The organism is Streptomyces chartreusis (assembly GCF_008704715.1).
Taxonomy (GTDB): Bacteria; Actinomycetota; Actinomycetes; order Streptomycetales; family Streptomycetaceae; genus Streptomyces; species Streptomyces chartreusis.
Map to the genome: position 1 here is coordinate 3,372,162 of NZ_CP023689.1, position 26,746 is coordinate 3,398,907.

The 26,746-nt window shown below is 70.8% G+C and carries 24 protein-coding genes; 13 read left to right on the forward strand and 11 right to left on the reverse strand.

All coding sequences use genetic code 11. The features are described from left to right. Nucleotides 1-105 precede the first annotated feature (105 nt). From CP983_RS14105 to CP983_RS14115, 3 genes are read left to right on the forward strand one after another with little or no spacing between them, the layout of a single operon-like run. The gene (locus CP983_RS14105; protein ID WP_150499789.1) at nucleotides 106-651 is read left to right on the forward strand and encodes an SH3 domain-containing protein; all 546 of its coding nucleotides are present in this window, start codon (nucleotides 106-108) and stop codon (nucleotides 649-651) included. Nucleotides 652-694: 43 nt separating this feature from the next. Continuing rightward, nucleotides 695-2,077, forward strand: a complete 1,383-nt coding sequence (locus CP983_RS14110) for an FtsW/RodA/SpoVE family cell cycle protein (protein ID WP_107902857.1) — start codon at nucleotides 695-697, stop codon at nucleotides 2,075-2,077. Then, a complete protein-coding gene (locus tag CP983_RS14115) occupies nucleotides 2,074-3,546 on the forward strand; it encodes a penicillin-binding transpeptidase domain-containing protein (protein ID WP_150499790.1) in 1,473 nt (490 codons plus the stop codon). Before CP983_RS14110 ends, CP983_RS14115 begins: the two co-directional genes overlap by 4 nt. Here CP983_RS14115 and CP983_RS14120 read toward each other — a convergent pair. After that, entirely contained in the window at nucleotides 3,523-5,394 is a 1,872-nt protein-coding gene (locus CP983_RS14120) for a sensor histidine kinase (protein ID WP_167537702.1), read from the reverse strand. The genes CP983_RS14115 and CP983_RS14120 overlap by 24 nt on opposite strands. 251 nt (nucleotides 5,395-5,645) lie before the next feature. Here CP983_RS14120 and CP983_RS14125 point away from each other — a divergent pair, with 251 nt between their 5' ends. Continuing rightward, nucleotides 5,646-6,164, forward strand: a complete 519-nt coding sequence (locus tag CP983_RS14125) for a DUF3291 domain-containing protein (RefSeq protein WP_150499792.1) — start codon at nucleotides 5,646-5,648, stop codon at nucleotides 6,162-6,164. Here the strand turns inward: CP983_RS14125 and CP983_RS14130 are convergent. Together CP983_RS14130 and CP983_RS14135 are read right to left on the reverse strand one after the other, a co-directional pair. Then, complete coding sequence (locus tag CP983_RS14130; protein ID WP_150506586.1) at nucleotides 6,161-6,766, reverse strand: Uma2 family endonuclease; 606 nt, start codon at nucleotides 6,764-6,766, stop codon at nucleotides 6,161-6,163. The genes CP983_RS14125 and CP983_RS14130 overlap by 4 nt on opposite strands. Nucleotides 6,767-6,847: 81 nt before the next feature. Further along, nucleotides 6,848-7,960, reverse strand: a complete 1,113-nt coding sequence (locus tag CP983_RS14135; protein ID WP_150499793.1) for a ferritin-like domain-containing protein — start codon at nucleotides 7,958-7,960, stop codon at nucleotides 6,848-6,850. A gap of 126 nt (nucleotides 7,961-8,086) precedes the next feature. Here CP983_RS14135 and CP983_RS14140 point away from each other — a divergent pair, with 126 nt between their 5' ends. From CP983_RS14140 to CP983_RS14155, 4 genes are all read left to right on the forward strand, one after another. After that, nucleotides 8,087-9,025, forward strand: coding sequence for an AurF N-oxygenase family protein (locus CP983_RS14140; RefSeq protein WP_093747272.1), 939 nt, complete (start codon nucleotides 8,087-8,089; stop codon nucleotides 9,023-9,025). A 242-nt stretch (nucleotides 9,026-9,267) separates the two neighbouring features. Continuing rightward, entirely contained in the window at nucleotides 9,268-9,921 is a 654-nt protein-coding gene (locus tag CP983_RS14145) for a TetR/AcrR family transcriptional regulator (RefSeq protein ID WP_150499794.1), read from the forward strand. 14 nt (nucleotides 9,922-9,935) lie between these two features. Further along, the gene (locus tag CP983_RS14150; protein WP_030954604.1) at nucleotides 9,936-10,238 is read left to right on the forward strand and encodes a hypothetical protein; all 303 of its coding nucleotides are present in this window, start codon (nucleotides 9,936-9,938) and stop codon (nucleotides 10,236-10,238) included. 102 nt (nucleotides 10,239-10,340) lie between these two features. After that, nucleotides 10,341-11,555, forward strand: a complete 1,215-nt coding sequence (locus CP983_RS14155; RefSeq protein WP_150499795.1) for a C40 family peptidase — start codon at nucleotides 10,341-10,343, stop codon at nucleotides 11,553-11,555. Here the strand turns inward: CP983_RS14155 and CP983_RS14160 are convergent. From CP983_RS14160 to CP983_RS14180, 5 genes are read right to left on the reverse strand one after another with little or no spacing between them, the layout of a single operon-like run. Next, the gene (locus CP983_RS14160) at nucleotides 11,473-12,726 is read right to left on the reverse strand and encodes a styrene monooxygenase/indole monooxygenase family protein (RefSeq protein WP_107902872.1); all 1,254 of its coding nucleotides are present in this window, start codon (nucleotides 12,724-12,726) and stop codon (nucleotides 11,473-11,475) included. The two genes, CP983_RS14155 and CP983_RS14160, sit on opposite strands and share 83 nt — an antisense overlap. A 49-nt stretch (nucleotides 12,727-12,775) precedes the next feature. Next, on the reverse strand, nucleotides 12,776-13,387 hold the full coding sequence (locus tag CP983_RS14165; RefSeq protein WP_163016822.1) for a GTP-binding protein: 612 nt from the start codon (nucleotides 13,385-13,387) through the stop codon (nucleotides 12,776-12,778). Then, nucleotides 13,368-13,787, reverse strand: a complete 420-nt coding sequence (locus CP983_RS14170) for a DUF742 domain-containing protein (RefSeq protein WP_125527985.1) — start codon at nucleotides 13,785-13,787, stop codon at nucleotides 13,368-13,370. Before CP983_RS14170 ends, CP983_RS14165 begins: the two co-directional genes overlap by 20 nt. Continuing rightward, the gene (locus CP983_RS14175; RefSeq protein WP_107902876.1) at nucleotides 13,784-14,284 is read right to left on the reverse strand and encodes a roadblock/LC7 domain-containing protein; all 501 of its coding nucleotides are present in this window, start codon (nucleotides 14,282-14,284) and stop codon (nucleotides 13,784-13,786) included. The genes CP983_RS14170 and CP983_RS14175 overlap by 4 nt, the downstream gene beginning before the upstream one ends. Further along, nucleotides 14,281-17,163: a sensor histidine kinase gene (locus tag CP983_RS14180; protein WP_229914871.1), complete on the reverse strand. Its 2,883-nt coding sequence runs from the start codon at nucleotides 17,161-17,163 to the stop codon at nucleotides 14,281-14,283. Before CP983_RS14180 ends, CP983_RS14175 begins: the two co-directional genes overlap by 4 nt. 418 nt (nucleotides 17,164-17,581) lie before the next feature. On the opposite strand from CP983_RS14180, the gene CP983_RS14185 reads away from it, so the two are divergent. After that, nucleotides 17,582-18,370 (forward strand): protein phosphatase 2C domain-containing protein, encoded by a 789-nt coding sequence (locus CP983_RS14185; protein WP_150499797.1) that lies wholly within the window; start codon nucleotides 17,582-17,584, stop codon nucleotides 18,368-18,370. A 27-nt stretch (nucleotides 18,371-18,397) separates the two neighbouring features. Here the strand turns inward: CP983_RS14185 and CP983_RS14190 are convergent, their stop codons facing one another. Then, on the reverse strand, nucleotides 18,398-18,892 hold the full coding sequence (locus CP983_RS14190) for a MarR family winged helix-turn-helix transcriptional regulator (protein WP_030953210.1): 495 nt from the start codon (nucleotides 18,890-18,892) through the stop codon (nucleotides 18,398-18,400). A gap of 249 nt (nucleotides 18,893-19,141) precedes the next feature. On the opposite strand from CP983_RS14190, the gene CP983_RS14195 reads away from it, so the two are divergent. Next, on the forward strand, nucleotides 19,142-19,981 hold the full coding sequence (locus CP983_RS14195; protein WP_150499798.1) for a lysozyme: 840 nt from the start codon (nucleotides 19,142-19,144) through the stop codon (nucleotides 19,979-19,981). 69 nt (nucleotides 19,982-20,050) lie between these two features. Here the strand turns inward: CP983_RS14195 and lon are convergent, their stop codons facing one another. Together lon and CP983_RS14205 are read right to left on the reverse strand one after the other, a co-directional pair. Then, a complete protein-coding gene (lon, locus tag CP983_RS14200; protein WP_107902881.1) occupies nucleotides 20,051-22,465 on the reverse strand; it encodes an endopeptidase La in 2,415 nt (804 codons plus the stop codon). 220 nt (nucleotides 22,466-22,685) lie between these two features. Then, a complete protein-coding gene (locus CP983_RS14205; protein WP_373309842.1) occupies nucleotides 22,686-23,558 on the reverse strand; it encodes a rhomboid-like protein in 873 nt (290 codons plus the stop codon). A 344-nt stretch (nucleotides 23,559-23,902) separates the two neighbouring features. Here CP983_RS14205 and CP983_RS14210 point away from each other — a divergent pair, with 344 nt between their 5' ends. The 3 genes from CP983_RS14210 (at nucleotide 23,903) to CP983_RS14220 (ending at nucleotide 26,553) form a co-directional block, all read left to right on the forward strand. Further along, entirely contained in the window at nucleotides 23,903-24,580 is a 678-nt protein-coding gene (locus CP983_RS14210) for a spermidine synthase family protein (RefSeq protein ID WP_125527990.1), read from the forward strand. Between the two features lie 132 nt (nucleotides 24,581-24,712). Beyond that, nucleotides 24,713-25,450: a response regulator transcription factor gene (locus CP983_RS14215; RefSeq protein WP_030956984.1), complete on the forward strand. Its 738-nt coding sequence runs from the start codon at nucleotides 24,713-24,715 to the stop codon at nucleotides 25,448-25,450. Beyond that, nucleotides 25,447-26,553, forward strand: coding sequence for a HAMP domain-containing sensor histidine kinase (locus CP983_RS14220; RefSeq protein ID WP_107902885.1), 1,107 nt, complete (start codon nucleotides 25,447-25,449; stop codon nucleotides 26,551-26,553). The genes CP983_RS14215 and CP983_RS14220 overlap by 4 nt, the downstream gene beginning before the upstream one ends. Nucleotides 26,554-26,746 lie beyond the last annotated feature (193 nt).

A 26,746-nucleotide genomic window follows, 5' to 3' on the forward strand; every position in this document is an offset into this window, starting at 1 on the left:
CAGTTCCGCAGCGCTTCTCCTATGGCCCATTAGGACGAGCGAACCCCCGATCGGCCTCCTAATGTGGCGATTAGTCAGGTTCGTTCCCTTGACCTGGAGGTACACATGGCACTGCGATCCCGACTCGCCATATCCATAGCCGCCGGCGTCCTCGCCGCCGCGGCCGCCGCAACTCCCGCCGTCGCCGACGACGAGTGGGGTTCCCAGAGCGGTGGCTCGTCGTCCGGCGAGTCCCAGGGCGGCGACTGGGGCGGGGGCCAAGGAGATGAAGGGGGCGGCCAGCAAGGCCAGGGTGGAGACGGGGGCGGCGGCCAGGGCGGGGACGGGGGCGGCGGCCAGGGAGGCCAGGGCGGGGACGGGGGCGGTGGCGACTGGGGCGGGTCCGGTGGGGACTGGAGCCAAGGCGGCAACCAGAGCCAGCAGTTCACCCGGGGCCGAGTCACCGCGAGCTCGCTGCTGCTGCGCTCCGCGCCGAACCGCGGCAGCCAGGTGATCCGGGTCGTCCACCAGGGGGACATCGTCAGGATCTTCTGCAAGACCGAGGGCGAGAGCGTCCAGGGCAACCGCTTCTGGTACCTGCTCGCGGACGGCACCTGGGCCTGGGGCTCGGCCCGCTTCATCGAGACCCGGCACACGCCGCGCTGGTGCTGATCCATTAGGCACACAAGACGGACTATTTGGGTAAGTTCCGGACATGACCAAGGCCGGAACCACCCTGGTGGCAGCGGACGCTCCCGCTCCCGCCGCACCGCTCCCCCGGCGCCGTGGCATCGAACTGGCCCTCATCGTCGTGGCCGTCCTGCTCTCCGTGTACGGCTACTGCGCGGTCGGCCTCGCCCGTAGCGGCACCGTCCCGCCCGGCGCCGCCGGATACGGCGCCGGGCTCGGTGTGCTCGCGCTGGTCGCACATCTGGCCGTACGCCTGCGCGCACCGTCCGCGGACCCGCTGCTGCTGCCGATCGGGGTGCTGCTCAACGGCCTCGGCCTGGTGCTGATCTACCGGCTCGACCTGGAGACACCGGGCGACCGGGCGGCGCCCACCCAACTCGTGTGGTCCACGCTGGGAGTGGCGCTGTTCATCGTGGTGGTCCTGCTGCTGCGCGACCACCGGGTGCTCCAGCGCTACTCCTACGTCTGTGTGGTCGCCGCGCTCGTCCTGCTCACCCTGCCCATCTTCTTCCCCTCCGTGAACGGCGCCCGCATCTGGATCCGGATCGCCGGATTCTCCATCCAGCCCGGCGAGTTCGCGAAGGTGCTGCTCGCGGTGTTCTTCGCCGCGTACCTGGCCGCCAACCGCAACGCGCTGGCGTACACCGGCCGTCGCGTCCTCGGCATCGAGAAGCTCCAACTGCCCACCGGCCGCGTCCTCGGCCCCATCGTCGCGATCTGGCTGCTGAGCGTGGGCGTGCTGGTCCTGGAACGCGACCTGGGCACCTCGCTGCTGTTCTTCGGCCTGTTCGTGGTCCTGCTGTACGTCGCCACCGGGCGCACCGGGTGGATCGCCCTCGGCCTGCTGCTCGCGGCGCTCGGCGCGATCGCCGTCGGCGAGTTGGAGCCGCATGTGCACGGCCGGGTCGAGGACTGGCGGCACCCGTTCGCGTCGATCGCCGCGGGCGAGGGCCCCAACCAGCTCTCGCAGTCGCTGTTCGCCTTCGCGGCGGGCGGCACGTTCGGCACCGGACTGGGCCTCGGCCACTCGATCCTGATCGGCTTCGCGGCCAAGTCCGACTTCATCCTGGCGACGGCCGGGGAGGAGCTCGGCCTCGCGGGCCTGTCCGCGATCTTCATCCTCTACGGCCTGCTGGTGGAACGCGGCTACCGGGCCGGCCTCGCCCTGCGCGACCCCTTCGGCCGGCTGCTCGCGGTCGGGCTCGCCTCGATCGTGGCGCTCCAGGTGTTCGTGATCGCGGGCGGGGTGACCGGCCTGATCCCGCTGACCGGCATGGCGATGCCGTTCCTGGCGCAGGGCGGCTCGTCGGTGGTCACCAACTGGGCGATCGTGGCGCTGCTGATCCGGGTCAGCGACAAGGCCCGCAGCAGACTCGGCGTGCCCAAGGGCGAGGAGGCCGCCCGATGACCCGGCACATCCGGCACGCCGCGTTCTTCTGCGCCCTGCTGCTGGTCGCGCTGCTCGTCAACGCCGCCCGCATCCAGGTCGTCGAGGCCCCGTCCTACGACGACAACATCGCCAACCGCCGCACCACGATCTCCCGTTACGGCCAGCCCCGCGGCGACATCCTGGTCGACGACGAACCGGTCACCGGCTCCCACGACACCGGCGAGCACCTGCGCTACGAGCGGACGTACACGAACGGCCCGATGTACGCGCCCGTCACCGGCTTCGCCTCGCAGGAGTACGGCACGACGTTCCTGGAGCACGCGCAGGACGGCGTCCTCGCGGGCACGGACCCGCTGCTCTCCCCGTTCCCGTGGAGCGGCACCAACGGCGACCGGAACCCCGGCGGTGACGTCGTCACCACACTGCGCCGGGCCGCGCAGGAGGCGGCGTACGAGGGGCTCGCGGGCCGCAAGGGCGCGGTGGCGGCGGTCGAACCGTCGACGGGACGCATCCTGGCGCTGGTCTCGGCCCCCTCCTACGACCCGTCCGCCCTGTCCGGGAACGGCGCCTCGGTGACGCGTTCCTGGGCGTCGCTGAACCGCGACAAGGACCGGCCGATGCTGAACCGGGCGGTGCGCAAGACGTATCCGCCGGGCTCGACGTTCAAGGTGGTGACGGCGGCCGCGGCGCTGGACGCGGGTGTGGTCGAGGACCTGGACGAGCCGACCGACTCCCCCGACCCGTACACCCTGCCGGGCACCCGGACCTCGCTGACCAACGAGTCCGAGGGCTGCGAGGACGTCCCGCTGCGCAAGGCGTTCGAGTGGTCCTGCAACACGGTGTTCGCGCGCCTCGGGGTCAGGACGGGCGTGACCGGGATGGCGCGGACCGCGGACGCCTTCGGCTTCAACGACGCGAACCTGAAGATCCCCTACTCGGTCGCCGAGAGCACCTTCGACTCCGAGGTGGACCGGGCGCAGCTCGCGCTGTCCTCGATCGGGCAGTACAACACCCGCGCCACCCCGCTCCAGATGGCGATGGTCGCGGCGGCCGTGGCCAACGGCGGCCAGGTGCGCTCGCCGTATCTCGTGGAGCGCACGACCCGGGCGGGCGGTGCCACGGTGGCCACGGCCGGGTCCCGCCCGACCCGGCAGGCGATGCGCCCGTCGACCGCGAGGCTCCTGAAGGAGCTGATGGTGGACGTCGTACGCGAGGGCACCGGCACCAACGCGTGGATCCCGGGCGCGACGGTCGGCGGCAAGACCGGCACGGCCCAGCACGGCCTCGGCAACTCCGGCACGCCGTACGCCTGGTTCGTCTCCTGGGCCAAGGGCGACCGCGATCTGGAGCCCAAGGTGGCGGTCGCGGTGGTGGTGGAGGACGCGGACACGGACCGCGGGGAGATCAGCGGCGGCGGTGACGCGGCACCGATCGCCCGCGCGGTGATGGAGGCGGTGCTGAAGTCACCCTCGGGCGACCGCGGTTGACGTCGGCTCCTGGATCAGGGCGGCCGGCAGGGCGACGTAGGCGGTGACGCCCGTGCCCTGGGTGGGGCGGAGCTCGACGTGGGCACCGAGGCGGGCGGCGAGGGCGCCGACGACGTGGTGACCGAGGAACCGGGTCGGGGCGGTGTGCAGGGAGTCGCCCTTCCCCGCCAGCACGGCGTTGGCCTCGGCCAGGCGCTCCGGTGTCATCCCGATGCCCCGGTCCACCACGGCCAGGCAGTACTCGGCGGCGTCCGGCCAGCCGTGGACCTCGACGGGCTGCTGGGGCGGGCTGAACATCAGCGCGTTCTCCACCAGCTCGGCGATCAGATGGGACAGTTCGGCGACGCTGTGGCCGCGGATGCCGCACTGCCGGACGTCCACGGCGGCCACCCGCCGATACTGCTCGACCTCGGCGACCGCCGACCGCACCACGTCCGTGACGGCGACCGTGCCCTTCCAGGACCGGGCCGGCGACTCCTCGCCGGCCAGCACCAGCAGTGACTCGGCGTTGCGGCGCATCCGGGTGGCCAGGTGGTCGAGTTCGAAGAGCTCGGCGAGGGCGTCCGGGTCGAGCTCCTGGCTCTCCAGGGTGGTGATCAGGCCGAGCTGCCGGTTGAGCAGGCTCTGGTTGCGGCGGCCGAGGCTGGCCAGCGACTCGGTGCTGGTCCGGCGCAGGACGGCCTGCTGGGCGGCGAGGCCGACGGCGGTGTCCTCGACGTTGCGCAGGGCGGCGGCCAGCCGGCTGATCTCCCGTGCGCCGCCGGGGAGTCGGGGCCGCCCGGCCCCGTCGTCGTGCGGGCTGCCGGGGTCGGCCTCCTGGATCCGCCGGACCGCCTCGGGCAGCCGCGCTCCGGCGACCGCGTCCGCCTCGTCGGCGAGGGCACCCAGCGGGCGGGTGATGGAGCGGGCCGAGAAGACGGCGAGCGCGACGGCCACACCCAGGATCAGCACCCCGAGGGCGAGGAACCCGCCGAGCTGCCGGGTGGCGGCGGATCCGGCGTCGGCGGCCCGCGCACGGACGTCGTCCCCGACCTCCCGCTGCACGCCGTGCAGATCGTCCACGAGGGTCGTCATGTCGGCCCACCACCGGGCGGGGGCCACGTCGAGAGCGGACCCGTCGGCTCCTCGCCCGGCCCGCGCCTCGTACCCGGCGACCCGGCGCGCGGCGTCCGTGCCGAAGGCGTCGTCGAGCGCGGACTCCTGCTCTCCCCGGGCGAGTTGCCGGAACTGGCCCAGCGCGGCCACCCGGGTGGCGCGGACCTCCGTGAAGTCGAGGTACTCACCGGAGCGGAAGCGCCCGGCCGCGAACACCCCGTTGAGTGAGCCGCGTTCGAGCGCGACGGCCTCCGTGGCCCGGGCGAGCGCCTGAAGGGCCTGCACGCCCTGCGCGATACGCCGGTCGCCGTCCGGGACACCGGCCGACTCGGCGTCGACGAGCCGTGTGACGGCCTTGGTGTAGGTGCGCAGGGTGGCGGCGCGCCCGGCGATGCCGGCGTCCACGTGCTCGCGCGTGGTGGCGAGGGCGGCGAGCGGAACGTCGGCGCCGCGCACGGCGGAGACGAGCGGACCGCTCTCGGACTCCAGCGAGGCGCTCAGGGCGTCCCGTGCCCGGTCGGTACGGGTCCGCTGCGCGACGACGTCGTCCCGGTACCCCTTCTCACCGCCCAACAGCCCGTTGGTCAGCCCGCGTTCACGCTGCACCTCCCGGACGAGCCCCTGCACCCGCAACAGCACCCCGACATGCGCCTCGGTGTCCCGGGCGGCGGAGAAGTCGGCGGCCCGGTCGGCGACGCCGAGCCCGGTGAGAGCGAGCAGCAGACACGTCGGAACGGCCAGCACTATGGCCATACGGCCCCGGATGGAACTCCAACCGGGCAGCGTAAAAGGGCGGCGGACGATCGGGCGAAGGGCGGTCAGTACGTTCCCCGTCATGCTCCGTGAAGCTACGGGCGGGCCGGTCAGTGCACGGTTTCCCGCCCGTAAGACGGCGGTACACAGTTACTCACCCGCACGCCGTCGCGGTTGTGAAACAGGGACATGTGCCCACGTACTGAGATACCCCCTGGGCCACCGCCGGCAGCCGACCTATCGTTCGGTCCATGCCGACATCCACCACCCCGGACCCCGCCTTCGAACTCGCCCAGGTCAACATCGCCCGCCTCAAGGCGCCGCTGGACTCCCCCCAGCTCAAGGACTTCGTCGACAACCTCGACCCCGTGAACGCCGACGCCGAGGCCGCGGACGGCTTCGTCTGGCGGCTGAAGGACGACTCCGGCGACGCGACGGGCGTGCCGGTCTTCGGCGACGAGTGGCTGATCATCAACCTGACGGTGTGGCGCGACACCAACGCCCTGACGGCGTACATGTATCAGGGACGGCACCGCGAGATGCTGGCCCGCCGCCGTGAGTGGTTCGAGCGCGTCCAGGAGGCGATGACGACCCTGTGGTGGGTCCCCGCCGGCCACCGCCCGACGGTCGCGGAAGCCGAGTCCCGCCTCCTCCACCTGCGCACCAACGGCCCGACCCCGCACGCCTTCACCCTGCGCACGTCGTTCCCGCCGCAAGGGGCACAGCCGATACCGGGCGAGGTCCCGGACGACCTGGGGTGCTCGGTCTAGCCGCGCCGCCGGTGGTCGATCGTGGTGAGGTCGATGTCGATGGGGAACGGGACGGTCAGTCTGAGCTTGTCGTGGAAGATGCCCACCAGGCAGTAGGACTGCGTTGCGGGATCGAGTTCGTAGACGTAGACGACCGGCAAGCCTTCGTTCTCTTCGACACGCCAGTAGTGCGGGATACCCGCTTGGGCATACTTCCGGGGCTTCACGTCCCGGTCCCGCTCCTCCGAGTCCTCGGAGACGACCTCGACGGCGATCACGACATCCTCCGGCCGGTACCAGGTCTGCGCCGGCCCCGTGTCGGCGTCCGCACGGAACACGAGTACATCGGGCTCCGGTCGATTGCGCTTGTTGAGCTTGACCGTCATCCCGCGGATGACGTCCAGTTCATCCGGCACTTGGCCCAGCAGCGTGTTGTCCAGTAAGCGGTTGGCACGTGAGTGGAAGTTGGTCTGCGGACTCTCGAAAACGAGGCTCCCGCCGATCAGCTCCATGTGCGGAGGAAGGTTGGGAAGCTCGTCGAGGTCATCCGCCGTCCAGCCACCCACCGGCGGACGGGGCCACTGGTAGTCGTCGTCCAGCCCGTACTCGCGTGCGGCGCTCATGATTTCGCCCATGCGGCGGAGTCTGCCGGGCACAGTCAGCCTGCCCAGGCGAATATGCCGTTTCGCCCCTCGCCCGAGTGATCAACCATCAAGGCGTTGACCTGCCTCGATCGCCTCCTCGACCTCCGCCACCCGCTCCCGCTCCTCCTCCGCGAACCGCTCGGCGTCGAGCTTCTCGGCGATCTCCTCGTCCTGAGCCATCAGCAGATCCAAATTGGAGTCGCCCATCTCGAACACTCCCATGTCGACATAGGCCTGCTGAAGCCGTTTCCCCCACAGACCGATGTCCTTCACGCACGGGACGATCCGCGAGAACAGCAGCCGCCGGAACAGCTGCAGAAACTCCGAACGCTCGCTGATCTGCTCCGCCTCGGCCTTCGGGATGCCGAAGTTCTCCAGGACCTCGACGCCCCGCAGCCGGTCGCGCATCAGATAGCAGCCCTCGATGACGAACTCCTCGCGCTCACGCAGTTCGGCATCGGTCAGCTGCCTGTAGTGGTCCCGCAGCGCCATCCGCCCGAAGGCCACGTGCCGCGCCTCGTCCTGCATCACATAGGCCAGGATCTGCTTGGGCAGCGGCTTGGTCGTCGTGTCGCGGATCATCCCGAACGCGGCCAGCGCGAGCCCCTCGATCAGCACCTGCATCCCGAGGTACGGCATGTCCCACCGGCTGTCGCGCAGCGTGTCGCCGAGCAGCGACTGGAGGTTGTCGTTGATCGGGTAGAGCATCCCGATCTTCTCGTGCAGGAAACGCCCGTAGATCTCGGCGTGCCGCGCCTCGTCCATCGTCTGCGTCGCCGAGTAGAACTTGGCGTCCATGTCGGGCACCGACTCCACGATCCGCGCCGCACAGATCATCGCGCCCTGCTCACCGTGCAGGAACTGGCTGAACTGCCAGGAGGCGTAGTGCTGCCGCAGCTCGCCCCGCTCGCGCTCGTTCATCTTCGTCCAGTACGGCGTCCCGTAGAGCGCCATGGCCTCTTCCGGTGTGCCGAGCGCGTCGTACGGATCGACCTCCAGCTCCCAGTCGATCCTGCGCTGCCCGTCCCACTGCTTGTCCTTGCCCTTCTGGTACAGGGCCAGGAGCCGCTCGCGCCCGTTGTCGTACTCCCAGCCGAAACGGGCCGCCCCGGCAGCCGGCACCTGCCAGAGAGGTTCTCCCGGATCGTTCGCGTACAGGTCGTATGTCGGCATGTTCGGCAGGCTCACACGTGGTAGACGCGGGGTCAACAAGTCCTGCGCAAGGGATTGACGCCCTTGCTGACAGGCAGTCTCATAAGAGTCGGACGACGTACCCCCGGTAACAGAGGTGAGGGACCGATGACGACCCTGACGGAAGCCGACGCGCTGGACGGCCTGCGCGACGCGCTCGGGCTGCTCAAGGACCGCGAACAGGTGGCAGAACGCCTCCTTGCCTCCTCCGCCAAGCACTCCTTCGACCCCGACAAGGAGCTGGACTGGGAGGCGCCCTTCGAGGAGGGCAAGTGGTTCTGGCCCCCGGAGCTCGTCTCGCTGTACGACACCCCGATGTGGAAGCGGATGAGCGAGGAGCAGCGCATCCTCCTCTCCCAGCACGAGGCAGCCGCACTGGCCTCGCTGGGTATCTGGTTCGAGATCATCCTGATGCAGCTCCTGGTCCGCCACATCTACGACAAGTCGGCGACGAGCGCCCACGTCCGCTACGCACTCACCGAGATCGAGGACGAGTGCCGCCACTCCAAGATGTTCGCCCGCCTGATCTCCCACGGCGGCACCCCGTGGTACCCCGTGAGCCGGGCCCACCAGCACCTGGGCCGCCTCTTCAAGACGATCTCCACCACCCCGGGCTCCTTCACGGCGACCCTGCTCGGTGAGGAGGTCCTAGACTGGATGCAGCGCCTGACCTTCCCGGACGAGCGCGTACAGACCCTCATCCGCGGCGTCACCCGCATCCACGTGGTCGAGGAGGCCCGCCACGTCCGCTACGCCCGCGAGGAACTCCGCCGCCAGATGCTGACGGCCCCGAGGTGGTCCCAGGAGTTCACCCGCGTCACCTCCGGCGAGTTCGCCCGAGTCTTCTCGGTCGCCTTCGTCAACCCCGAGGTCTACACGAACATCGGCCTCGACAAGCGCGAGGCCCTGGCCCAGGTGAAGGCCAGCGGCCACCGCCGAGAGGTCATGCAGACAGGCGCCAAGCGCCTCACCGACTTCCTGGACGACATAGGCGTACTGCGAGGAGTGGGCCGCCGCCTGTGGAAGTCATCGGGCCTACTGGCGTAGAAACACACGCCCATCAGCCGCGTACGGCGGCAAGGGGACGTGCCGGGGGGTGTCCGCCCGCAGCGTCGGGCGTCAAGAAACAGCACCCCTCTGAGGCTGGCCAACCGCCCGACCGAGGACGGACACCCCCCGGCACGGCCCCGACCCACAAAGCACCCGCAGGCGCTACGCGACCCCCCACTCTCCGCCACAGGCCGCCGCAGGCACCCCCGGCCCACCCGCCGGAAGCTACGCTGCTGGTCATGACGCCCTCGGCCCCCACCCCCGCCTACCGTCGCCTCAGCGTCGAGGAGCGCCGCAGCCAACTCCTCGACGCCGCCCTCGGCCTCTTCGCCCACCGCACCCCCGAGGACATCTCCCTGGACGACGTGGCAGAAGCGGCCGGCGTCTCACGCCCCCTCGTCTACCGCTACTTCCCCGGCGGCAAGCAACAGCTCTACGAGGCCGCCCTCCGCTCCGCCGCGGAAGAACTCCAGAACTGCTTCGACGAACCCCGCGACGGCCCCCTCCTCGCCCGCCTGGCCCGCGCCCTCGACCGCTACCTCACCTTCGTCGACCAGCACGACACCGGCTTCAGCGCCCTGCTCCAGGGCGGCAGCGTCGTGGAGACCTCCCGCACCACCGCCATCGTCGACGGCGTACGCCGCGCCGCCGCCGAGCACATCCTCAGCCACCTCGACGTCGCCGACCCCGGCCTCCACCTGCGCATGACCGTGCGGGTGTGGATCACCACGGTCGAGGCGGCCTCCCTGATCTGGCTCGACGAGGGCAAGCAGCCCCCGATGCCGGACCTGCGCGACTGGCTGGTCGACCAGTTCGCGGCGGCGCTCGCCGTGACGGCGGCCCGGGACTCCCAGACGGCCGCCCTGGCGCAGAAGCTCGCCGACGACCTATAGCCCACACTGTTGCAGTGAAGACCGAAGACACCCCATTCGAGGGCGGCCCCATGGACGGCCGCGTGCTCCCCGTCCTGCTGGGCATCACGAGCCACCCGCCCAAGACGTACCGCATCCCGGTCCCCGACCCGCACGGCGGCCCGCCCACGGTCCTCGTCTACCGCCGCGTACCGCGCACGCAGGGCGCCCGCCCCGGCCTCAGCCGCCGCTGGAAGTACGAGTACGACCCCGAGGGCCGGCAGAGCAGCCGCCTGAAGTGGCCGTGGTCCAAGCCAGACACCACGCCGCCCGGCAAGCCACACGACTCGGACGAGTGACCTCGCTGCGCCGAACCGCGCACATCCGACGCGCGAACCCGCAGTGACCGTCCGATGCTCACGATGCGGAGCGGAGAGCCTGCCCGCATCGGAGGTGATGACGTGTCAGGAAGGCTTCTGCGTCTGGTGTGTACGGCGGCGGCCGCGACGGCCGTCACCCTCCTCGCCCCGACACCCACCCTGGCGACTCCAAGAACCCTCCAGGCACCCCCGCCCCTCCAGGCCCCCGAAGCCCCCACGGCTCCCGCACCACTCAGCCCCCTCGAACCCCTCGCCCCCCTCCAGCCCCTCGAACCCCAGGAGCGCTCCACCGCCGACCTCCTGACGGAACTTCAGCAGCTGTACCGGGAGACCGAGCAGGCCACGGAGACCTACAACGCGACCGCGGAGAAGCTCCGGAGGCAGCGCACCGAGGTGGCCCGCCTGGACACCGCCCTGGCCCGCGCCCGCCTGTCCCTGCACGACAGCAGGGGCGCGGCCGGCCGGCTGGCCAGGCAGCAGTACCAGAACACCACCGACATCTCCCCGTACGTCCGGCTGCTGCTGGCCGCCGACCCGCAGCACGCCCTCGACCAGGGCCATGTCATCGGCCGCCTGGCCCGCGAGCGCGCCGAGACGGTCGGCCGGCTGACCGGCAGCGAACGCGAGGCCGCCGATCTGGCCCGCAAGGCCCGCGAGGCCCTCGATGGCCAACTCGTCCTCGCCGAACGGCAGAAGAAGGACCGCGACGCCGTCCTGAAGCAGCTGCGCAGGGTGGAGGAACTCCTGGCGTCCCTCACTCCCGCGCAGCTCGCCGCGCTGGCCCAGCTGGAGAACGAGGACACGGCGGAGGCGCAGCAGGCATTCCTCGCCTCGGGCGCCCTCGCCCAGGACGACCAGAAGCCGTCCTCCGAGGGCGCCCGGGCGATCCGCTACGCGAAACGGCAGCTCGGGAAGCCGTACAAGTGGGGCGCGGAGGGCCCGAAGTCGTACGACTGCTCGGGCCTGACGTCAAAGGCGTGGGCCCATGCCGGGACGCGCATCCCGCGCACCAGCCAGGAGCAGTGGGCGCGGCTGGACCGCGTCCCGCTGACCGAGCTGCGCCCCGGCGACCTGGTCATCTACTTCCCGGACGCCACGCACGTGGCCCTGTACGTGGGCAAGGGCAAGGTGGTCCAGGCACCGCGCACCGGGGAGAAGGTCAAGATCTCCCCGATCGCGTCGAACCCGGTCCTGGGCGCCGTGCGCCCGCAGGTCAGGCCCCAGCCACCTCACCGAGATAAGCCGCGGTCTTCTCCGGATCGTAGAAGTAGTTCTCGAAGTCAGCCGGGTCGTTGAACCCGTTGGCGAACCGGTCGGCGACCGGCTGGAGCTGACCGGCGGCGCCGATCAGGTTGAGGATGTGCTCCGGCGGCGGCGCCAGCATGGCGTTGGTCCACTTGGTGACGTGCTGCGCGGTGTCCCAGTAACGGTCGAACGTGGCGTGCATCCAGGTCTCGTCGAACTCCTTCTCGCCGTGCTCCAGGATCGAGGAGAGGTAGGCGGCGGCGCACTTGGACGCCGAGTTGGACCCCTGGCCGGTGATGGGGTCGTTGGCGACGACGACGTCCGCGACGCCGAGCACCAGCCCGCCGCCGGGGAGCCGGCCGATGGGGTTGCGCACGGTCGGCGCGTACCGCCCGCTCAGCGTGCCGCCGGCGTCCGTGAGTTCGACCTTGGTGGCCCGGGCGTACTCCCAGGGCACGTACCGCTCCATGAGTCCCAGGGTCAGGGAGAGGTGTTCGGCCGGGTCCTTCACGCCGTCGAAGACGTCGAGCGGGCCGCCGGGTATGCCCTCCCAGAACAGGATGTCCGCGCGTCCGGAGGTCGTCAGGCACGGCATGACGAACAGCTCGCCGACGCCGGGGACGAGGTTGCAGCGCACGCCCTCGGTGTCCGGGTGCTCCGGACGCGGGCCGAGGCCGTGGACGTACGACACGGCCAGCGCCCGCTGCGGCCGGCTGTACGGGGAGCGCTGCGCGTCCCGCTCGAACATCTGGACGAGCTCGCCCTTGCCGGCCGACACCAGCACCAGGTCGTACGTACGGGAGAAGTAGTCGAGGTCGCCGACCGCCGCGCCGTGGATGACCAGCTGGCCGCCGCGCTGGGCGAAGGTCTCCATCCAGCCGGCCATCTTCACGCGCTGGTCGACGGACTGCGCGAACCCGTCGAAGCGCCCGAGCCAGTCGATCGCGCGGGCCGCGGGCCCCTCGCTCCAGGAGCCGGGGGCCGCGACCGAGACGCCGAGCCCTTCGATCTTCGGGGCCTGGGACTCCCAGAAGTTCAGCTGGAGGTCGCGCTCGTGCTGGAGCGCCGTGTGGAACATGCACTGCGTGGACATGACCCGGCCGGAGCGGATCTCGTCCGCCGTCCGGTTGGACATCAGGGTGACCTCGTACCCGTTCGACTGGAGTCCGAGGGCGATCTGGAGTCCGGCCTGGCCGGCTCCGACGACGAGTATCTTCCGCATGCGGGTGGTGTCTCCTACGGGGATCGGGGACGGCTCGGGCAGGACGGGGCTATTCGGGGGTCTCGTCCAGGGCATGGCCGACGAGGGCCAGCAGGGTCTCGATCACCGAGATCCGGCGCCGCGCATCCATGATCATTACAGGTATGTGCGCGGGGATCGTCAACGCCTCCCGCACATCCGCCGGTTCGAACAGGTCGCTGCCGTCGAAGTGGTTGACCGCGACGACGTACGGCAGCCCGCAGCTCTCGAAGTAGTCCAGCGCCGGGAAGCAGTCCTTCAGCCGCCGGGTGTCGGCCAGGACGACCGCCCCGATCGCGCCGCGCACCAGGTCGTCCCACATGAACCAGAACCGCTGCTGGCCCGGCGTGCCGAACAGGTAGAGCACCAGGTCGTCGTCGAGCGTGAGGCGGCCGAAGTCCATGGCCACGGTGGTGGTGAGCTTGCCGGGCGTGGCGGTGAGGTCGTCGGTCTCCTCGCTCGCCTCGGTCATCAGCGCCTCGGTCTGCAGGGGCGTGATCTCCGAGACGGCCGTGACCAGGGTTGTCTTGCCGACACCGAAGCCACCGGCCACGACTATCTTCGTGGCGATGGGGGCCCGGTTGCGGTCCGTCTGCCAGGACTTCAGGTCCTCATCGGTGTCTTCAAAGACGACGGAGTCCACTCAGCACCCTTTCCAGCAGTGCGCGGTCCGGCCGGCCCGTGCCGTGGCCGGTTCCCGTGCCGTACACCCGGATCTTTCCCTGGTCCGCGAGGTCGCTGAGCAGCACGCGGACCACGCCGAGCGGCATCTTCAGCAGCGCGGCGATCTCGGCCACCGTGCGCATACGGCGGCACAGTTCGACGATGGCCTGCAGCTCCGGCATCACCCTGGTGCTGAGGGAACCATTCGTCAGTTCCTTGCGCTCCTCGGGGGCTTCGAGCGCGGCCACGAACGTCTCCACGAGGAGAACGTGACCGAACCGGGTACGGCCGCCGGTGAGCGAGTAGGGCCGTACGCGCGCGGGTTTTCGTTCACCGCCGCGGACGGGGAGCTGGGGCCTGTTCTTCGGGGCGTTGCTCATCGGGTGCTCCCTGCCGAGGCGTCCTCGAGCGACTTCCTCAGCTCGCTGCGGAGTTCGGGGGTGAGGACATGGCCGGCCCGGCCGACGAAGAGCGCCATGTGGTACGCCACCACGCTCATGTCGCAGTCCGCGGAGCCGTGCACTCCGAGGAGCGAGCCGTCGCTGATGGACATCACGAACAGGCTGCCCTCGTCCATCGCGACCATCGTGTGCTTCACGCCGCCGAACTGGATCAGCTTGGCCGCGCCGATGGTGAGGCTGCCGATGCCGGAGACGACGGTGGCCAGGTCGGCCGACGATCCCCGGGGGCCCTTGGGCTGCGGGGACTTGGTCCGGGCGGCGTCATTACGATCCGGGTCGGAGGAGAGCAGGAGCAGGCCGTCGGAGGAGACCACCGCCACTGACTGGATGCCCGGCACCTCCTCGACCAGGTTCGTCAGCAGCCAGTGCAGGTTGCGGGCTTCACTGCTCAGTCCGAAGGTACTGGGCGCGGTCAACTGCTTGCCTCCTCGACAGTGCCCCCCGTGGCTTCCTCGGATACGGCCGGTTCGGCGTCCGGCGCCTTGTTCTGGGCCGCCTGTTCGGCGATCTCCGCCGCTACGTCGCGGTAACCGGCCTGGGCGCCCTGGCGGAAGCCGCCGAGCCTCTTGCGGAGGGCTTCGGCGTCGACACCGCCGGTGCGCTGGCGCGGAGCCTGGGTGGGGGTGGTGATCTTCGGGGTGCGCTTGGGGAGGCCCTTGTCGGTGAGCTGCTCCTCGTCCGGGGTGCGGGTGTGTTCGGCCTCGGCCCCGCCTTCGGCGTACGGATTCCCGCCCTCACCACCCGCGCGACTTTCGCCGCCGGGTGCGGGTGGCCCCTGCGGGGCGTCCTCACCGTCGCCGACTGCTGGTCCGTCGGTCGGCTGCACCGGGATCAGGAGTTCCATCGTGGTCTCGGCAGGGTGCTCGCGCTCCTGCTCGACCTCGATGGCCATGTCGGCGCGCCCGGCCTGCGGTGCTGCTTCTTCGGCGCCCGCGAAGTCCTGCACGGCCTCTTCGGCGCTCGGGCTCGACGTCCGGGCCGCTTCCTCCGCGCTCGACTCCGAGTCCCGTACCGCCTCCTCGGCCTCCTCCGTCTCCCGTACCGCGCGTTCCGCCATCGCCACCAGTGGGTCGGCGTTCTTCTGGCGGCCGCGCAGGACGTTGGAGTTGGCCTCCGCGTCGGCGCCCGGGAGGGAGAAGGCGTGGCCGGTGGTGTGGTGCGGGGTGTCCGAGGGGACCGCGGCGGTGGGGGCGGGGGCCAGCAGGCCCTTGGGCAGGACGGCGACCGCCGCGATTCCGCCCTGCTTCTGCTCACGGAGCTGGACGCGGACGCCGTGCCGGTGGGCGAGGCGCGCGACGACGTAGAGGCCGAGGCCCAGTCCCTGCTCGCCCTCCTGGTCGTAGGAGGCCTCGGGGTCGAACTCGGCGAGGCGGGTGTTGAGGCGGCCGAGGCGCTCGGCGGTCATGCCGATGCCCTCGTCCTGGACGGAGAGCATGACCTCGCCGTTCTCCAGCAGCCAGCCGGAGACCTCGACGGGGAGGTCGGGCGGGGAGAACGACGTGGCGTTCTCCATCAGTTCGGCAAGCAGGTGGGAGAGGTCGTCCGCGGCGAACCCGGCGATGTGCGCGTGCGGCGGCAGCGCGGCGATACGGACCCGCTCGTACCGTTCGATCTCGCTGACCGCGGCGCGGACTACGTCGACCAGCGGGACCGGACCGGCGTGCTGCTGGACGTGCTCGGTGCCGGCCAGCACGAGGAGGTTCTCGCTGTGCCGGCGCATGACCGTGGCGAAGTGGTCGAGCTTGAAGAGGGTGGCGAGCCGCTCGGGGTCCTGCTCGCGCTCCTCCAGCCCCTCGATGACGGCGAGCTGGCGCTCGACCAGGCCGAGGGTGCGCAGGGCCAGATTGACGAACGAGCCGCCGATGCTGCCCCGCAGCCGCTCCAGCTGGGCCGCGGACTCGCTGAGCTCGGCGCGCAGCCCCTCGCGGGCGTCGGCCATCTTCTGCCGCTGCCCGACCAGGTGCTTGCGGTCGGACTCCAGGGTTCCGATGCGCTCGTGCAGGGCGACGGCCTGCGCGTGCAGGGCGTTGACGGAGTTGACGACCTGCGCGAACTCGTCCTTGCGCCCGGTGAACTTGACGGGCTCCTCCGCCGCCGGGTCCTCGGCACCCGCCAGCCGGGCGGAGCCGAGCCGCAGCACGGCGAGCGGCCGGGTGAGGCTGCGGGCCATGCCGGTGGCGACGCCGACGGCGAGCAGCATCAGCGCGCCGAGGATCGCGATCCGGATCTCCAGCGCGGTGACGTCGTCGTCGCGGAGCTGCTCCAGGGCCTTGGTGCGCCGGTCGTAGAGCGCGGACTCGGCGCCGCGCATCGAGTCGACGCGGGCGGAGAGGGCGGCCTCGGCCCGCTGGGTGTCGGTGGCCAGGTCCCGGCCGGAGAGCGTGGACTGGTCCGTGAGGGAGGCGAGATACCGCTCGGCCGTGTCGACCTCGGGGCCGGTGACCGTGGAGTCGTACGAGGTGCGCGCGCTCTTGGGGGCGGTGTCGCGGAAGTCGTCGAGGGCGGCGTCGGAGCGCAGCCGGGCCTGCTGGGCGGCGGCGCTGAGCGCGTCGCGCTGCTTGGCGTCGGCACCCGAGGAGGTCTCCTGGGTGGTGGCGATGCCGGTGAGCGGGTCGATGACGGTCTCGGTGGTGGTCGGCACGCTGAGCGCGGCCAGCAGCAGCCCGCGGGCGGCCGCGGCCTGCTGCACGGCGGAGTCCAGCTCGGCCAGCGCGTAGGCGCCCGAACCCGCGCGCGGCGGCATCTGCTCGGCCAGCCGCTCGGCGAGCCGGTGCAGTTCGGTGATGGCGGCCGAGTAGGCCTGGTGGGACTCCAGCGCGGTGCTCTTGCCGGTGAGCGAGGAGCGGCGCAGGGCCGCGATGCCGTCGAGGTCCGCACGCAGCGAGGCGGGGGCGTCGGTGTCGGCGCGCAGTTCCTCGACCTGCCGGTCGACACGGGCGCTGCGCTGCTCGCTGGGCGCCTTGGACTTGGGACGGCCGGCGGCGATGTAAGCGGTGACCTCGTCGCGCTCGTCGGCGAGGGAGTGCGCGAGCGTGAGCGCGTCCTCGGTCTGTTCGGCGAGGGTCACCAGTGCCTGGGAGTCGTGCAGTTGCCCCGAGGCGGCGACGATCGAGGGGACGCCGGCGCCGGCGATGGCGGCGGCGACGACCGCCACGGCGACGATCAGCCGGTTCCGTACGTGGGTCGGGCGCCCCTTGCCCGCGGGCGCGATGTCGGCGTCGGTGCCGGGAGCGGGCTGCGCACCCCCCGCGGAGGCCGTCTGCTTGCCTGAGCGACGTGGCCGCATCTTCTGCACCGGTGCTCGCATTCCTGACTCGTGATACCCATGGGTCCGGATGACGCTCCGTCAATTTCCTTCGACGGTACGTACACCCCTCCCCCAAGCTCTCGACTTGGCTCGAGCAGGGGATGTCCTCACCGGACCCCGACCCTCCCAGTGCCGGTGGGCGACGGCCGCGCATCACCTGCCCCGCCACTCGAAGGAGTGAACCCCGGAGGAGAGTTGGCGGGCAAGTTCCTCTGGCGCAGTCACATGCCCTGTGCGGCAGGCCGGTTGGACGTCTGCGGCGGGCGATGGCAGGATTCGCCGCCACGCCTCCCCGGAGCACTGCATTCCATCTCAAATCAGGCGTCTGACCTGCGTGTGTGCACCCGTCCGGCAACTGATGCGCCCCCTTCGCAAACCTTGTGAAGGGCTCGTGCAGACTGGCCGGATGCGAACTGAGCTTGTTTCGGAGCCCGGCGTTCCGGCCCGCCCCAACGAGGACTTCGCAAGTGTCGGCCTTCCCGCCTCGGGACAGGGCGGCGCACTGGTCGTCCTGGACGGAGTGACCCCGCCGCGGGGTGAGACGGGCTGTCTGCATTCCGTTCCCTGGTTCACCGCGCGGCTCGGCGGAGCCCTGACCGAACTGACCGTTTCACTCCCCGATGTTCCCCTCGCGGACGCGCTCGCCCGCGCCATCACGCGTACCGTTGAGGCACACTCACAAACCTGTGACCTTTCTCACCCACGAACCCCACAAGCAACCGTGGTTCTGGCGCGCTGGTCGGCCGAGACGGTGGAGTACCTGGTCCTGTCGGACTCGGCCCTGCTGACGGAGTCCCCGGACGGCACGATCACGCCATACCTGGACGACCGCCTGGCCCGCCTCCCGCGCGCCTCGCTCGCCACGGACGCCCTGATCGACGCTCATGTCCGCAACAAGGAGGGCGGCTTCTTCACGGCCGCGGCGGATCCGTCGGTCGCGGCGCGGGCGGTGACCGGGGTGCTGCCGCGGGCCGACGTCCGGGCGCTGGCGGCGCTCTCGGACGGCGCGGCGCGGTGGGTGGAGAAGTTCCGGGAGGGGGACTGGGAGGACCTGTTCCGGTTCATCCGGAAGGAGGGGGCGCGGGCCCTGGTGGAACGGGTGCGGGCGCTGGAGGCGGCCGACGCCGAGGAGCGGACGTATCTGCGGCGGAGCAAGACGCACGACGACGCGACGGTCGTGTACGTCGAGCTCTGAGCCGCCGCCCCCCTGCTCCCCCGTCCCCTACTTCTCCATTCCCAGGTTGAGCTGGTTCAGCAGCCGGGCCAGCTCCGCCACCTCGCGGCGGTCCCAGTGCGAGAGCTGCTCCACGTAGCGGGCGCGCCGGGCCTCGCGGACCTTGGCGACCCGTCCGCGCCCCACCTCCGTGAGGTGCACCAGCCAGGCCCGGCCGTCGGCCGGGTCCGGCTCGCGGGCGACCAGGCCCAGGTCCTCCAGGGCACGCAGCTGCCGGGACATGGTGGCCTTGCCGACGCCGATGTAGGCGGCGAGCTCGGTGGCCCGCTGGCGGCCGGCGTCGTCCAGACGGACCAACAGGCCGTACGCGGCGGACTCCAGGTCGGGGTGGACCTCGCGGGCCATCTCGCCCTGCTTGGCCCGGGCGCGCCGGAACAGGACCGTCAACTCGCGTTCCAGGTCGAGGAATTCAGGCTGGTCCAGACCACCACCGGACACGCCGGATCCACCTCGCGGCCCGTCACCGTTTCCGTCTTCGTGCACGTCAGCCCCTGCCTCGATTTCCCGGCCCTGAAAGTTTCCGCCAACCGCCGTCATTGCCGCAGCTCCGTCAGTATTTCGCAGGCGTAGACCAACGGCAGCCTCCGGACCCCCTTCCACCTGCTCTTCTCGCTGCCTAGCTTCTCTATCAGAACGTGACTGACATGCCCACGCCACACACGTCCGGCGACGGTCGGTCACGGACACGCGCGATTTCCCCACCGAGCGTCACCGAGCCTTCGGAGGCACGCTATGCCCGTGCACAGACCCGAACCGCTCCGCCCCCGGCACACCCATCTCGCCGGGGCTCTGCTCGCAGCCGTCCTGACCCTGACCCTCCTCGTACTGACCACCCGGCCCGCCTCCGCGTCGGCCGACGACACCCCGCCCCGCGGCTCCGCGCACATGGGCATGGGCGTCGCCGCCCACGACGGCGTGGACGGTGCCCCCGTCTCTGAGCTGGCCGCTCAGACCGAAGGCGTCGACGTCTCCAGCCATCAGGGCAACGTCGCCTGGTCGACCCTGTGGAACAGCGGGGTGAAGTGGGCCTACGTGAAGGCCACCGAGGGGACCTACTACACCAACCCCTACTTCGCCCAGCAGTACAACGGCTCCTACAACGTCGGAATGATCCGCGGCGCCTACCACTTCGCGACCCCGGACACCACCAATGGCGCAACCCAGGCGAACTATTTCGTCGACCACGGCGGCGGCTGGTCCCGCGACGGCAAGACCCTGCCGGGCGTCCTCGACATCGAGTGGAACCCGTACGGCGACGCCTGTTACGGCAAGTCCACGTCCGCGATGGTCACCTGGATCCGCGACTTCCTGAACCAGTACAAGTCCCGCACCGGCCGCGACGCCGTCATCTACACGGCGACGAGCTGGTGGAAGCAGTGCACCGGCAACCACAGCGGCTTCGCCACCGCCAACCCGCTGTGGGTCGCCCGGTACGCAGCCGAGGTCGGGGAACTCCCGGCCGGCTGGAGCTACTACACGATGTGGCAGTACACGTCCTCCGGCCCGACCGTCGGCGACCACAACAGATTCAACGGAGCCCTCGACAGGGTCGTGGCGCTCGCCAACGGCTAGACCCCCTGTCAAGGCGAAGGCCCGGGCCTCCCTCACGGGACCCGGGCCTTGCCTGTCCGATCACGTCCGTCACGCCGCGACCGGAACCTCGGGGACGGCGCCGTCGGTGGCCGGCGCCAGGGCCAGTTCCAGGACCTGGCGGACGTCGGTCACGGCGTGGACGTCGAGCTTGTCCAGCACCTCGGCCGGGACGTCGTCCAGGTCGGGCTCGTTGCGCTTCGGGATCACGACCGTCGTGACACCCGCGCGGTGCGCCGCGAGCAGCTTCTGCTTCACGCCGCCGATCGGCAGGACCCGGCCGGTCAGCGAGACCTCGCCCGTCATCGCCACGTCCGTGCGGACCAGACGGCCCGAGAGCAGCGACGCCAGTGCCGTCGTCATCGTGACGCCGGCGCTCGGACCGTCCTTCGGTACGGCGCCCGCCGGGAAGTGGATGTGCACGCCCCGGTCCTTGAGGTCCGCGACCGGCAGTTCCAGTTCGGCGCCGTGGGAGCGCAGGAAGGACAGGGCGATCTGTGCGCTCTCCTTCATCACGTCACCCAGCTGGCCCGTCAGGGTCAGCCCCGCCGCGCCCGTCTCCGGGTCGGCCAGCGACGCCTCCACGAACAGCACGTCACCACCCGCGCCGGTGACCGCGAGACCGGTCGCCACGCCGGGCACCGCGGTGCGGCGCTCCGCCGGGTCCTGCGCGGACTCGGGCACGTGGTGCGGCCGGCCGATCAGCGCGCGCAGATCGTCCTGGCCGATCGTGAACGGCAGCTTCCGGTCGCCCAGTTCGTGCTCGGCGGCCACCTTGCGCAGCAGCCGTGCGATGGAGCGCTCCAGGTTGCGGACGCCCGCCTCGCGCGTGTACTCGCCCGCGAGCCTGCGCAGGGCGTCGTCGCCGATGGCGACCTCGTCCTTGTTCAGGCCGGCCCGCTCCAGCTGGCGCGGGAGCAGGTGGTCACGGGCGATGACGATCTTCTCGTCCTCGGTGTAGCCGTCGAGCCGGACCAGTTCCATACGGTCGAGCAGCGCCTCGGGGATGGCCTCCAGGACGTTCGCCGTCGCCAGGAACACCACGTCGCTCAGGTCGAGTTCGACCTCCAGGTAGTGGTCGCGGAACGTGTGGTTCTGGGCCGGGTCCAGGACCTCCAGGAGGGCCGCCGCGGGGTCGCCGCGGAAGTCGGAGCCCACCTTGTCGATCTCGTCGAGGAGGACCACCGGGTTCATCGAACCGGCCTCCTTGATGGCCCGCACGATCCGGCCGGGCAGCGCGCCGACGTACGTACGCCGGTGTCCGCGGATCTCCGCCTCGTCCCGGACGCCGCCGAGGGCGACCCGGACGAACTTGCGCCCCATCGCGTGCGCGACGGACTCGCCGAGCGAGGTCTTGCCCACGCCGGGCGGGCCGACCAGCGCCAGCACGGCACCGCCGCGCCGGCCGCCGACGACACCCAGGCCGCGGTCGCTGCGGCGCTTGCGCACCGCCAGGTACTCGGTGATCCGCTCCTTCACGTCCTCCAGGCCGGCGTGCTCGGCGTCCAGCACGCCCTTGGCGCCCTGGATGTCGTAGGCGTCCTCGGTCCGTTCGTTCCACGGCAGTTCGAGGACGGTGTCCAGCCAGGTGCGGATCCAGGAGCCCTCGGGGGACTGGTCGCTGGACCGCTCCAGCTTGTCGACCTCCTTGAGCGCCGCCTCGCGGACGTTCTCCGGCAGGTCGGCGGCCTCCACACGGGCGCGGTAGTCGTCGGACTCCTCGCCGTCCTGTTCGCCGTTCAGCTCGCGCAGTTCCTTGCGGACCGCTTCCAGCTGGCGCCGCAGCAGGAACTCGCGCTGCTGCTTGTCGACGCCTTCCTGGACGTCCTTGGCGATGGTCTCGGCGACGTCCTGCTCGGCGAGGTGGTCGCGCAGCTGCTGGGTGGCGAGCTTGAGGCGGGCGACCGGGTCGGCGGTCTCCAGCAGCTCGATCTTCTGCTCGGTGGTCAGGAACGGCGAGTAGCCGGAGTTGTCGGCGAGCTGGGAGACGTCGTCGATGGCCTGCACACGGTCCACGACCTGCCAGGCGCCGCGCTTGCGCAGCCAGGCGGTGGCGAGGGCCTTGTACTCCTTCACCAGTTCGCCGACCTGTCCGGGCAGCGGCTCGGGCACGCTCTCGTCGATGCGCGTTCCCTCGACCCACAGGGCGGCACCCGGTCCGTTCGTCCCGGCGCCGATGCGCACCCTGCCGCGACCGCGGATCAGGGCGCCCGGGTCGCCGTCGGCCAGCCGGCCGACCTGTTCGACGGTTCCGAGCACACCGGTGCCCGGGTACGTCCCGTCGATGCGTGGCACCAGCAGCACCCGGGGCTTCCCGGGTGTGGAGCGGGCGGCGGCCTGGGCGGCCTCCACCGCGGCGCGTACATCGGCGTCGTTCAAGTCCAGAGGGACCACCATTCCGGGCAGCACTACCTCGTCGTCGAGCGGCAGCACGGGCAGGGTGAGCGAAGTGGACGTCGAAGCCATGATCTCCCCTTCGGCAGTCAAGTTGAGTTATGCCGACTCAATGCTTGGGGCGGCTCGAATGTTCCCCGGCCTCCGTTCGCTGTGAGCGATCAGCTGCTGCACAGGCCGTGACCTCGGCTTTTACAGGTGAACGCCCGACGGGGCCCAGAGCTTCCTGACACCCGGACGGGCCAGTGCTTGGAGGATGCGGAAGAGCAGGTGCGTGCGGGATGCGGAAGGGTCAGTGCGCGGAGGCCGTGCGCCAGCGCCGCACGAGCGGCCACAGCCCGACCCCGATGACGAGGGCGATCAGATGCCCCCAGTCGGTCAGCGGGTCGGCGAGGCCGAGCAGGTCCTGGACCAGCAGCGCGCCGAACAGCGCCAGCACCGGCCATCGCAGCCACGGCCTGAGCAGCCCGGTCAGCGCGCCGATACTCGTCGCGACGCCGAAGCTGACGCCGTAGTCGAGGCGGTGCAGGGAACTGTCGGGAAGGTGCCCGGCGAGCACCGCGAGCCCGACCGGCACCTCGGTCGCGAGGGTGGCCAGGACGTGCCCGAGCAGGAAGACGACGGCCGTGCGGACACCGCCGATGCGCCGCTCCAGCGCGGTGAGCACCAGCAGGAAGCAGATCGTGTAGGGCGCCACGATCCCGCCGGCCGTCCAGAGCCCACTGGCGAGCAGCACCGTCAGGGGCGTGTGCACGAGGTGCGCCACGTCGGTGCTGGAGCCCTGGTGGAGGGCGTGGACCAGGGCGGGGTCGGCGTACACGGCTATCAGGGAGGTCACCGTCAGGACGACGGCGTAGGCGAACGTGAACGGTGTGCCGGTGGGGGTGGGGAGCAGACGCCAGGGGCGCAGGGCGAGGGCTCGGGCCCACGGAGCCGCGATCTCGCGTGCGCCCGCGCCGGCCTCGGCAAGACCCGGCGCCGGGGAGGAGACGGCGGACGCACCCGCCGGCATCCGCTGCTGCGGCATCCCGTCCAGCAGCCCGGCCGCATCGGGGAGAACCGCGTCACCGGCACGGCCGACCATGTCACCCGTGCGGTCGGCCCCACTCGAAGGAGCCCGCTCCGGGGCCGGCCCCGTCGCACCCGCGGCCACAGTCCGTTCCACGCTGAGGCGCTCCTTCCGTTTCCCCTCAGCGTTGGCCCGCCTCGCCCCCTATGTCTGTGACCCTCGCCACACGACAGCCGATTCTCAGCAACCTCTCAAGAAACTCTCGCGTCCTCACCAGACGCGCCCGCACAGACGCACCCGCACAGACGCACGCCACCGGAGCCGCCCGGTCGCCGAGCAGGTCGAGGCCCCTCCCCCTCATACCCCTGGCCCGCGTCAACCAGGAGCACCCCGCGGCACTCCTCAAGATCGGCCGAAGCCCCTGTGCTCCGCCGCGGTTCGGGCCCGCCCTCTGCGATATTTCTCTGGGGCGGCCCGAGTTGAACTGCGAGGATGGCCGGATGCCCACTTCGTACGACGTCCCCGAAGTCCTGGATCGCCGTGAGGGCCCGCACGGCGAGATCGTGCTGCGGCGGCACGGCGAACTGCTTCAGATCATCGCCAACGGCTGCTTCCTCATGGACACTTCCGACGGCCGTTCGGAGCGGCTGCTGGTCGACGCCGCGCTCGACGCGCTGGACGGACGGCCGGCACCGCACCTGCTGATCGGCGGACTCGGCGTCGGCTTCTCGCTCGCACACGCCGCCGCCGATCCCCGCCCGGGACGGATCGCCGTCGTCGAGCGCGAGAGCGCGATTATCGGCTGGCATCTCGACGGCCCCTTGGCGGACTTCTCCGCCCGCGCCGTCGCCGACCCTCGCACCGAGATTCTGGAAACGGATCTCGTGAGGTACGTACATGAGACTTCCGACACGTATGACGCACTGTGTCTCGACATCGACAACGGCCCCGGATGGACCGTCACCGAGGGCAACGAAAGTCTCTACTCACCGGACGGACTCGCCGCCTGCACACGGGTGTTGAGGCCGGGAGGGGTACTCGCGGTATGGTCCGCACAGCCCTCTCCGGAATTCGAAGAAACCTTGCGTAATGCCGGATTCCAACAGGTGCGTACCGAAGAGATCCCCGTTGCCCGGGGCGTTCCGGACGTCGTACACCTCGCCGTACGACCTGGATAGCCGTGGCGCGGTGACTCCCCGTACTCTGCTTCCCTGACGCGGATCATTCAAGCGTCAATCGCAAGCATGAGCAGGCATAGCCAGTCAGCGGGATCACCCCACGGATTCCGGAAAGCAACTTTGGGGCGGGCGATGGAGCAGACACACACCTCCCACAACGGCACGGCGGCGACCCCGGGCGCGCAGCGCCGGGTCCTCGTGGTCGAGGACGATCCGACCATCGTGGACGCCATCGCGGCCCGCCTGCGTGCCGAGGGATTCCTTGTACAGACGGCCGGAGACGGTCCGGCGGCGGTCGACACGGCCGAGGCGTGGCAGCCCGACCTGCTGATCCTCGACATCATGCTGCCGGGCTTCGACGGTCTGGAGGTCTGCCGTCGCGTGCAGGCCCAGCGCCCGGTCCCGGTGATGATGCTGACCGCGCGTGACGACGAGACCGACATGCTGGTCGGGCTCGGCGTGGGCGCCGACGACTACATGACCAAGCCGTTCTCGATGCGGGAGCTCGCGGCGCGCGTGCACGTGCTGCTGCGCCGCGTCGAGCGGGCCGCGCTGGCCGCCACCACCCCGCGGTCGGGCATCCTGCGGCTCGGCGAGCTGGAGATCGACCACGCGCAGCGGCGCGTGCGGGTGCGCAGTGAGGACGTCCACCTCACGCCGACCGAGTTCGACCTGCTGGTGTGCCTGGCGAACACGCCGCGCGCGGTCCTCTCGCGCGAACAGCTGCTCGCCGAGGTCTGGGACTGGGCGGACGCCTCCGGCACCCGGACGGTCGACAGCCACATCAAGGCACTGCGCCGGAAGATCGGCGCCGAGCGGATCCGCACGGTGCACGGCGTGGGCTACGCCCTGGAGACACCGACGCCATGAGCGACGGGCCGGCCGCGCGGAGAGGCCCCGGGGAGCCCTGGGGCGGCGTCAGTCCGTTCTCGATCAAGACCAAGCTGGGCACTCTGGTCGTCATCGCGGTGCTGATCACGACAGGACTGTCGATGATCGCGGTGCGCACGCAGACGGAGCTCCGCTTCATCACGGTCTTCTCGATGATCGCCACACTGCTCATTACGCAGTTCGTGGCCCATTCGCTCACCGCACCGCTGGACGAGATGAACACGGTGGCCCGGTCCATCTCGCAGGGCGACTACACCCGCCGGGTGAAGGAGAACCGCAGGGACGAGCTGGGCGACCTGGCCGAGACGATCAACCTGATGGCCGACGAGCTGGAGGCCCAGGACCAGCAGCGCAAGGAGCTGGTGGCGAACGTCTCGCACGAGCTGCGCACCCCCATCGCGGGACTGCGGGCCGTCCTGGAGAACGTCGTCGACGGCATCGCCCCGGCCGACCCCGAGACCATGCGCACGGCCCTGAAGCAGACCGAGCGCCTCGGCCGGCTCGTGGAGACCCTGCTGGACCTGTCCCGCCTGGACAACGGCGTCGTACCGCTGCGCATGCGGCGCTTCGAGGTCTGGCCGTACCTGTCCGGCGTGCTGAAGGAGGCCAACATGGTCGCCTCCGCGCGCGGCGGCATGGCCTCCGGCTCCGGCAGCCACACCCGTACGGACGTCCATCTGCACCTCGACGTCTCCCCGCCGGAGCTGACCGCGCACGCCGACCCCGAGCGCATCCACCAGGTCGTCGCCAATCTCATCGACAACGCGATCAAGCACAGCCCGCCGCACGGCCGCGTGACGGTGAAGGCACGGCGCGGGCCGCTCCCGGAGTCGCTGGAGCTGGAGGTCCTGGACGAGGGTCCGGGCATCCCGAAGTCGGAGTGGCACAAGGTCTTCGAGCGCTTCAACCGGGGCGCGGTGCGCCGGCCGCACGGGCCGGGCAGCGACGGCGGCACGGGGCTCGGGCTGGCGATCGCGCGCTGGGCCGTGGATCTGCACGGAGGCGGGATCGGCGTGGCCGAATCCGATCGGGGCTGCCGGATTCTTGTCACACTTCCAGGGCAGCCTTCCGTTCAAAGTTGACGTAAAGTTCGAAGCGGAGTCTCAAGATCCACGTCGTCCTGCCTGACGGACACGTGTGATCAGGTCCAGACCTGCGCTTTCGATGCGCCGGGTCTCGGTGCCCCCATCCCTTCTGAAGCGGAACCACGCTTGTTTCCCGCCATTTCCGGGCCCGAAACACGCTTTCTGATGTGACTTACGCGACGATGACCTT

Coding starts and splice junctions, on each gene's coding strand:
- lon (WP_107902881.1), bottom strand. CDS start 22,465: ATGGCTTCGACGTCCACTTCGCTCACCCTGCCCGTGCTGCCGCTCGAC.
- CP983_RS14135 (WP_150499793.1), bottom strand. CDS start 7,960: ATGCCGACATACGACCTGTACGCGAACGATCCGGGAGAACCTCTCTGG.
- CP983_RS14210 (WP_125527990.1), top strand. CDS start 23,903: ATGCCCACTTCGTACGACGTCCCCGAAGTCCTGGATCGCCGTGAGGGC.
- CP983_RS14160 (WP_107902872.1), bottom strand. CDS start 12,726: ATGCGGAAGATACTCGTCGTCGGAGCCGGCCAGGCCGGACTCCAGATC.
- CP983_RS14220 (WP_107902885.1), top strand. CDS start 25,447: ATGAGCGACGGGCCGGCCGCGCGGAGAGGCCCCGGGGAGCCCTGGGGC.
- CP983_RS14120 (WP_167537702.1), bottom strand. CDS start 5,394: ATGGCCATAGTGCTGGCCGTTCCGACGTGTCTGCTGCTCGCTCTCACC.
- CP983_RS14115 (WP_150499790.1), top strand. CDS start 2,074: ATGACCCGGCACATCCGGCACGCCGCGTTCTTCTGCGCCCTGCTGCTG.
- CP983_RS14215 (WP_030956984.1), top strand. CDS start 24,713: ATGGAGCAGACACACACCTCCCACAACGGCACGGCGGCGACCCCGGGC.
- CP983_RS14185 (WP_150499797.1), top strand. CDS start 17,582: ATGCGAACTGAGCTTGTTTCGGAGCCCGGCGTTCCGGCCCGCCCCAAC.
- CP983_RS14105 (WP_150499789.1), top strand. CDS start 106: ATGGCACTGCGATCCCGACTCGCCATATCCATAGCCGCCGGCGTCCTC.
- CP983_RS14170 (WP_125527985.1), bottom strand. CDS start 13,787: ATGAGCAACGCCCCGAAGAACAGGCCCCAGCTCCCCGTCCGCGGCGGT.
- CP983_RS14145 (WP_150499794.1), top strand. CDS start 9,268: ATGACGCCCTCGGCCCCCACCCCCGCCTACCGTCGCCTCAGCGTCGAG.
- CP983_RS14110 (WP_107902857.1), top strand. CDS start 695: ATGACCAAGGCCGGAACCACCCTGGTGGCAGCGGACGCTCCCGCTCCC.
- CP983_RS14140 (WP_093747272.1), top strand. CDS start 8,087: ATGACGACCCTGACGGAAGCCGACGCGCTGGACGGCCTGCGCGACGCG.
- CP983_RS14130 (WP_150506586.1), bottom strand. CDS start 6,766: ATGAGCGCCGCACGCGAGTACGGGCTGGACGACGACTACCAGTGGCCC.
- CP983_RS14125 (WP_150499792.1), top strand. CDS start 5,646: ATGCCGACATCCACCACCCCGGACCCCGCCTTCGAACTCGCCCAGGTC.
- CP983_RS14195 (WP_150499798.1), top strand. CDS start 19,142: ATGCCCGTGCACAGACCCGAACCGCTCCGCCCCCGGCACACCCATCTC.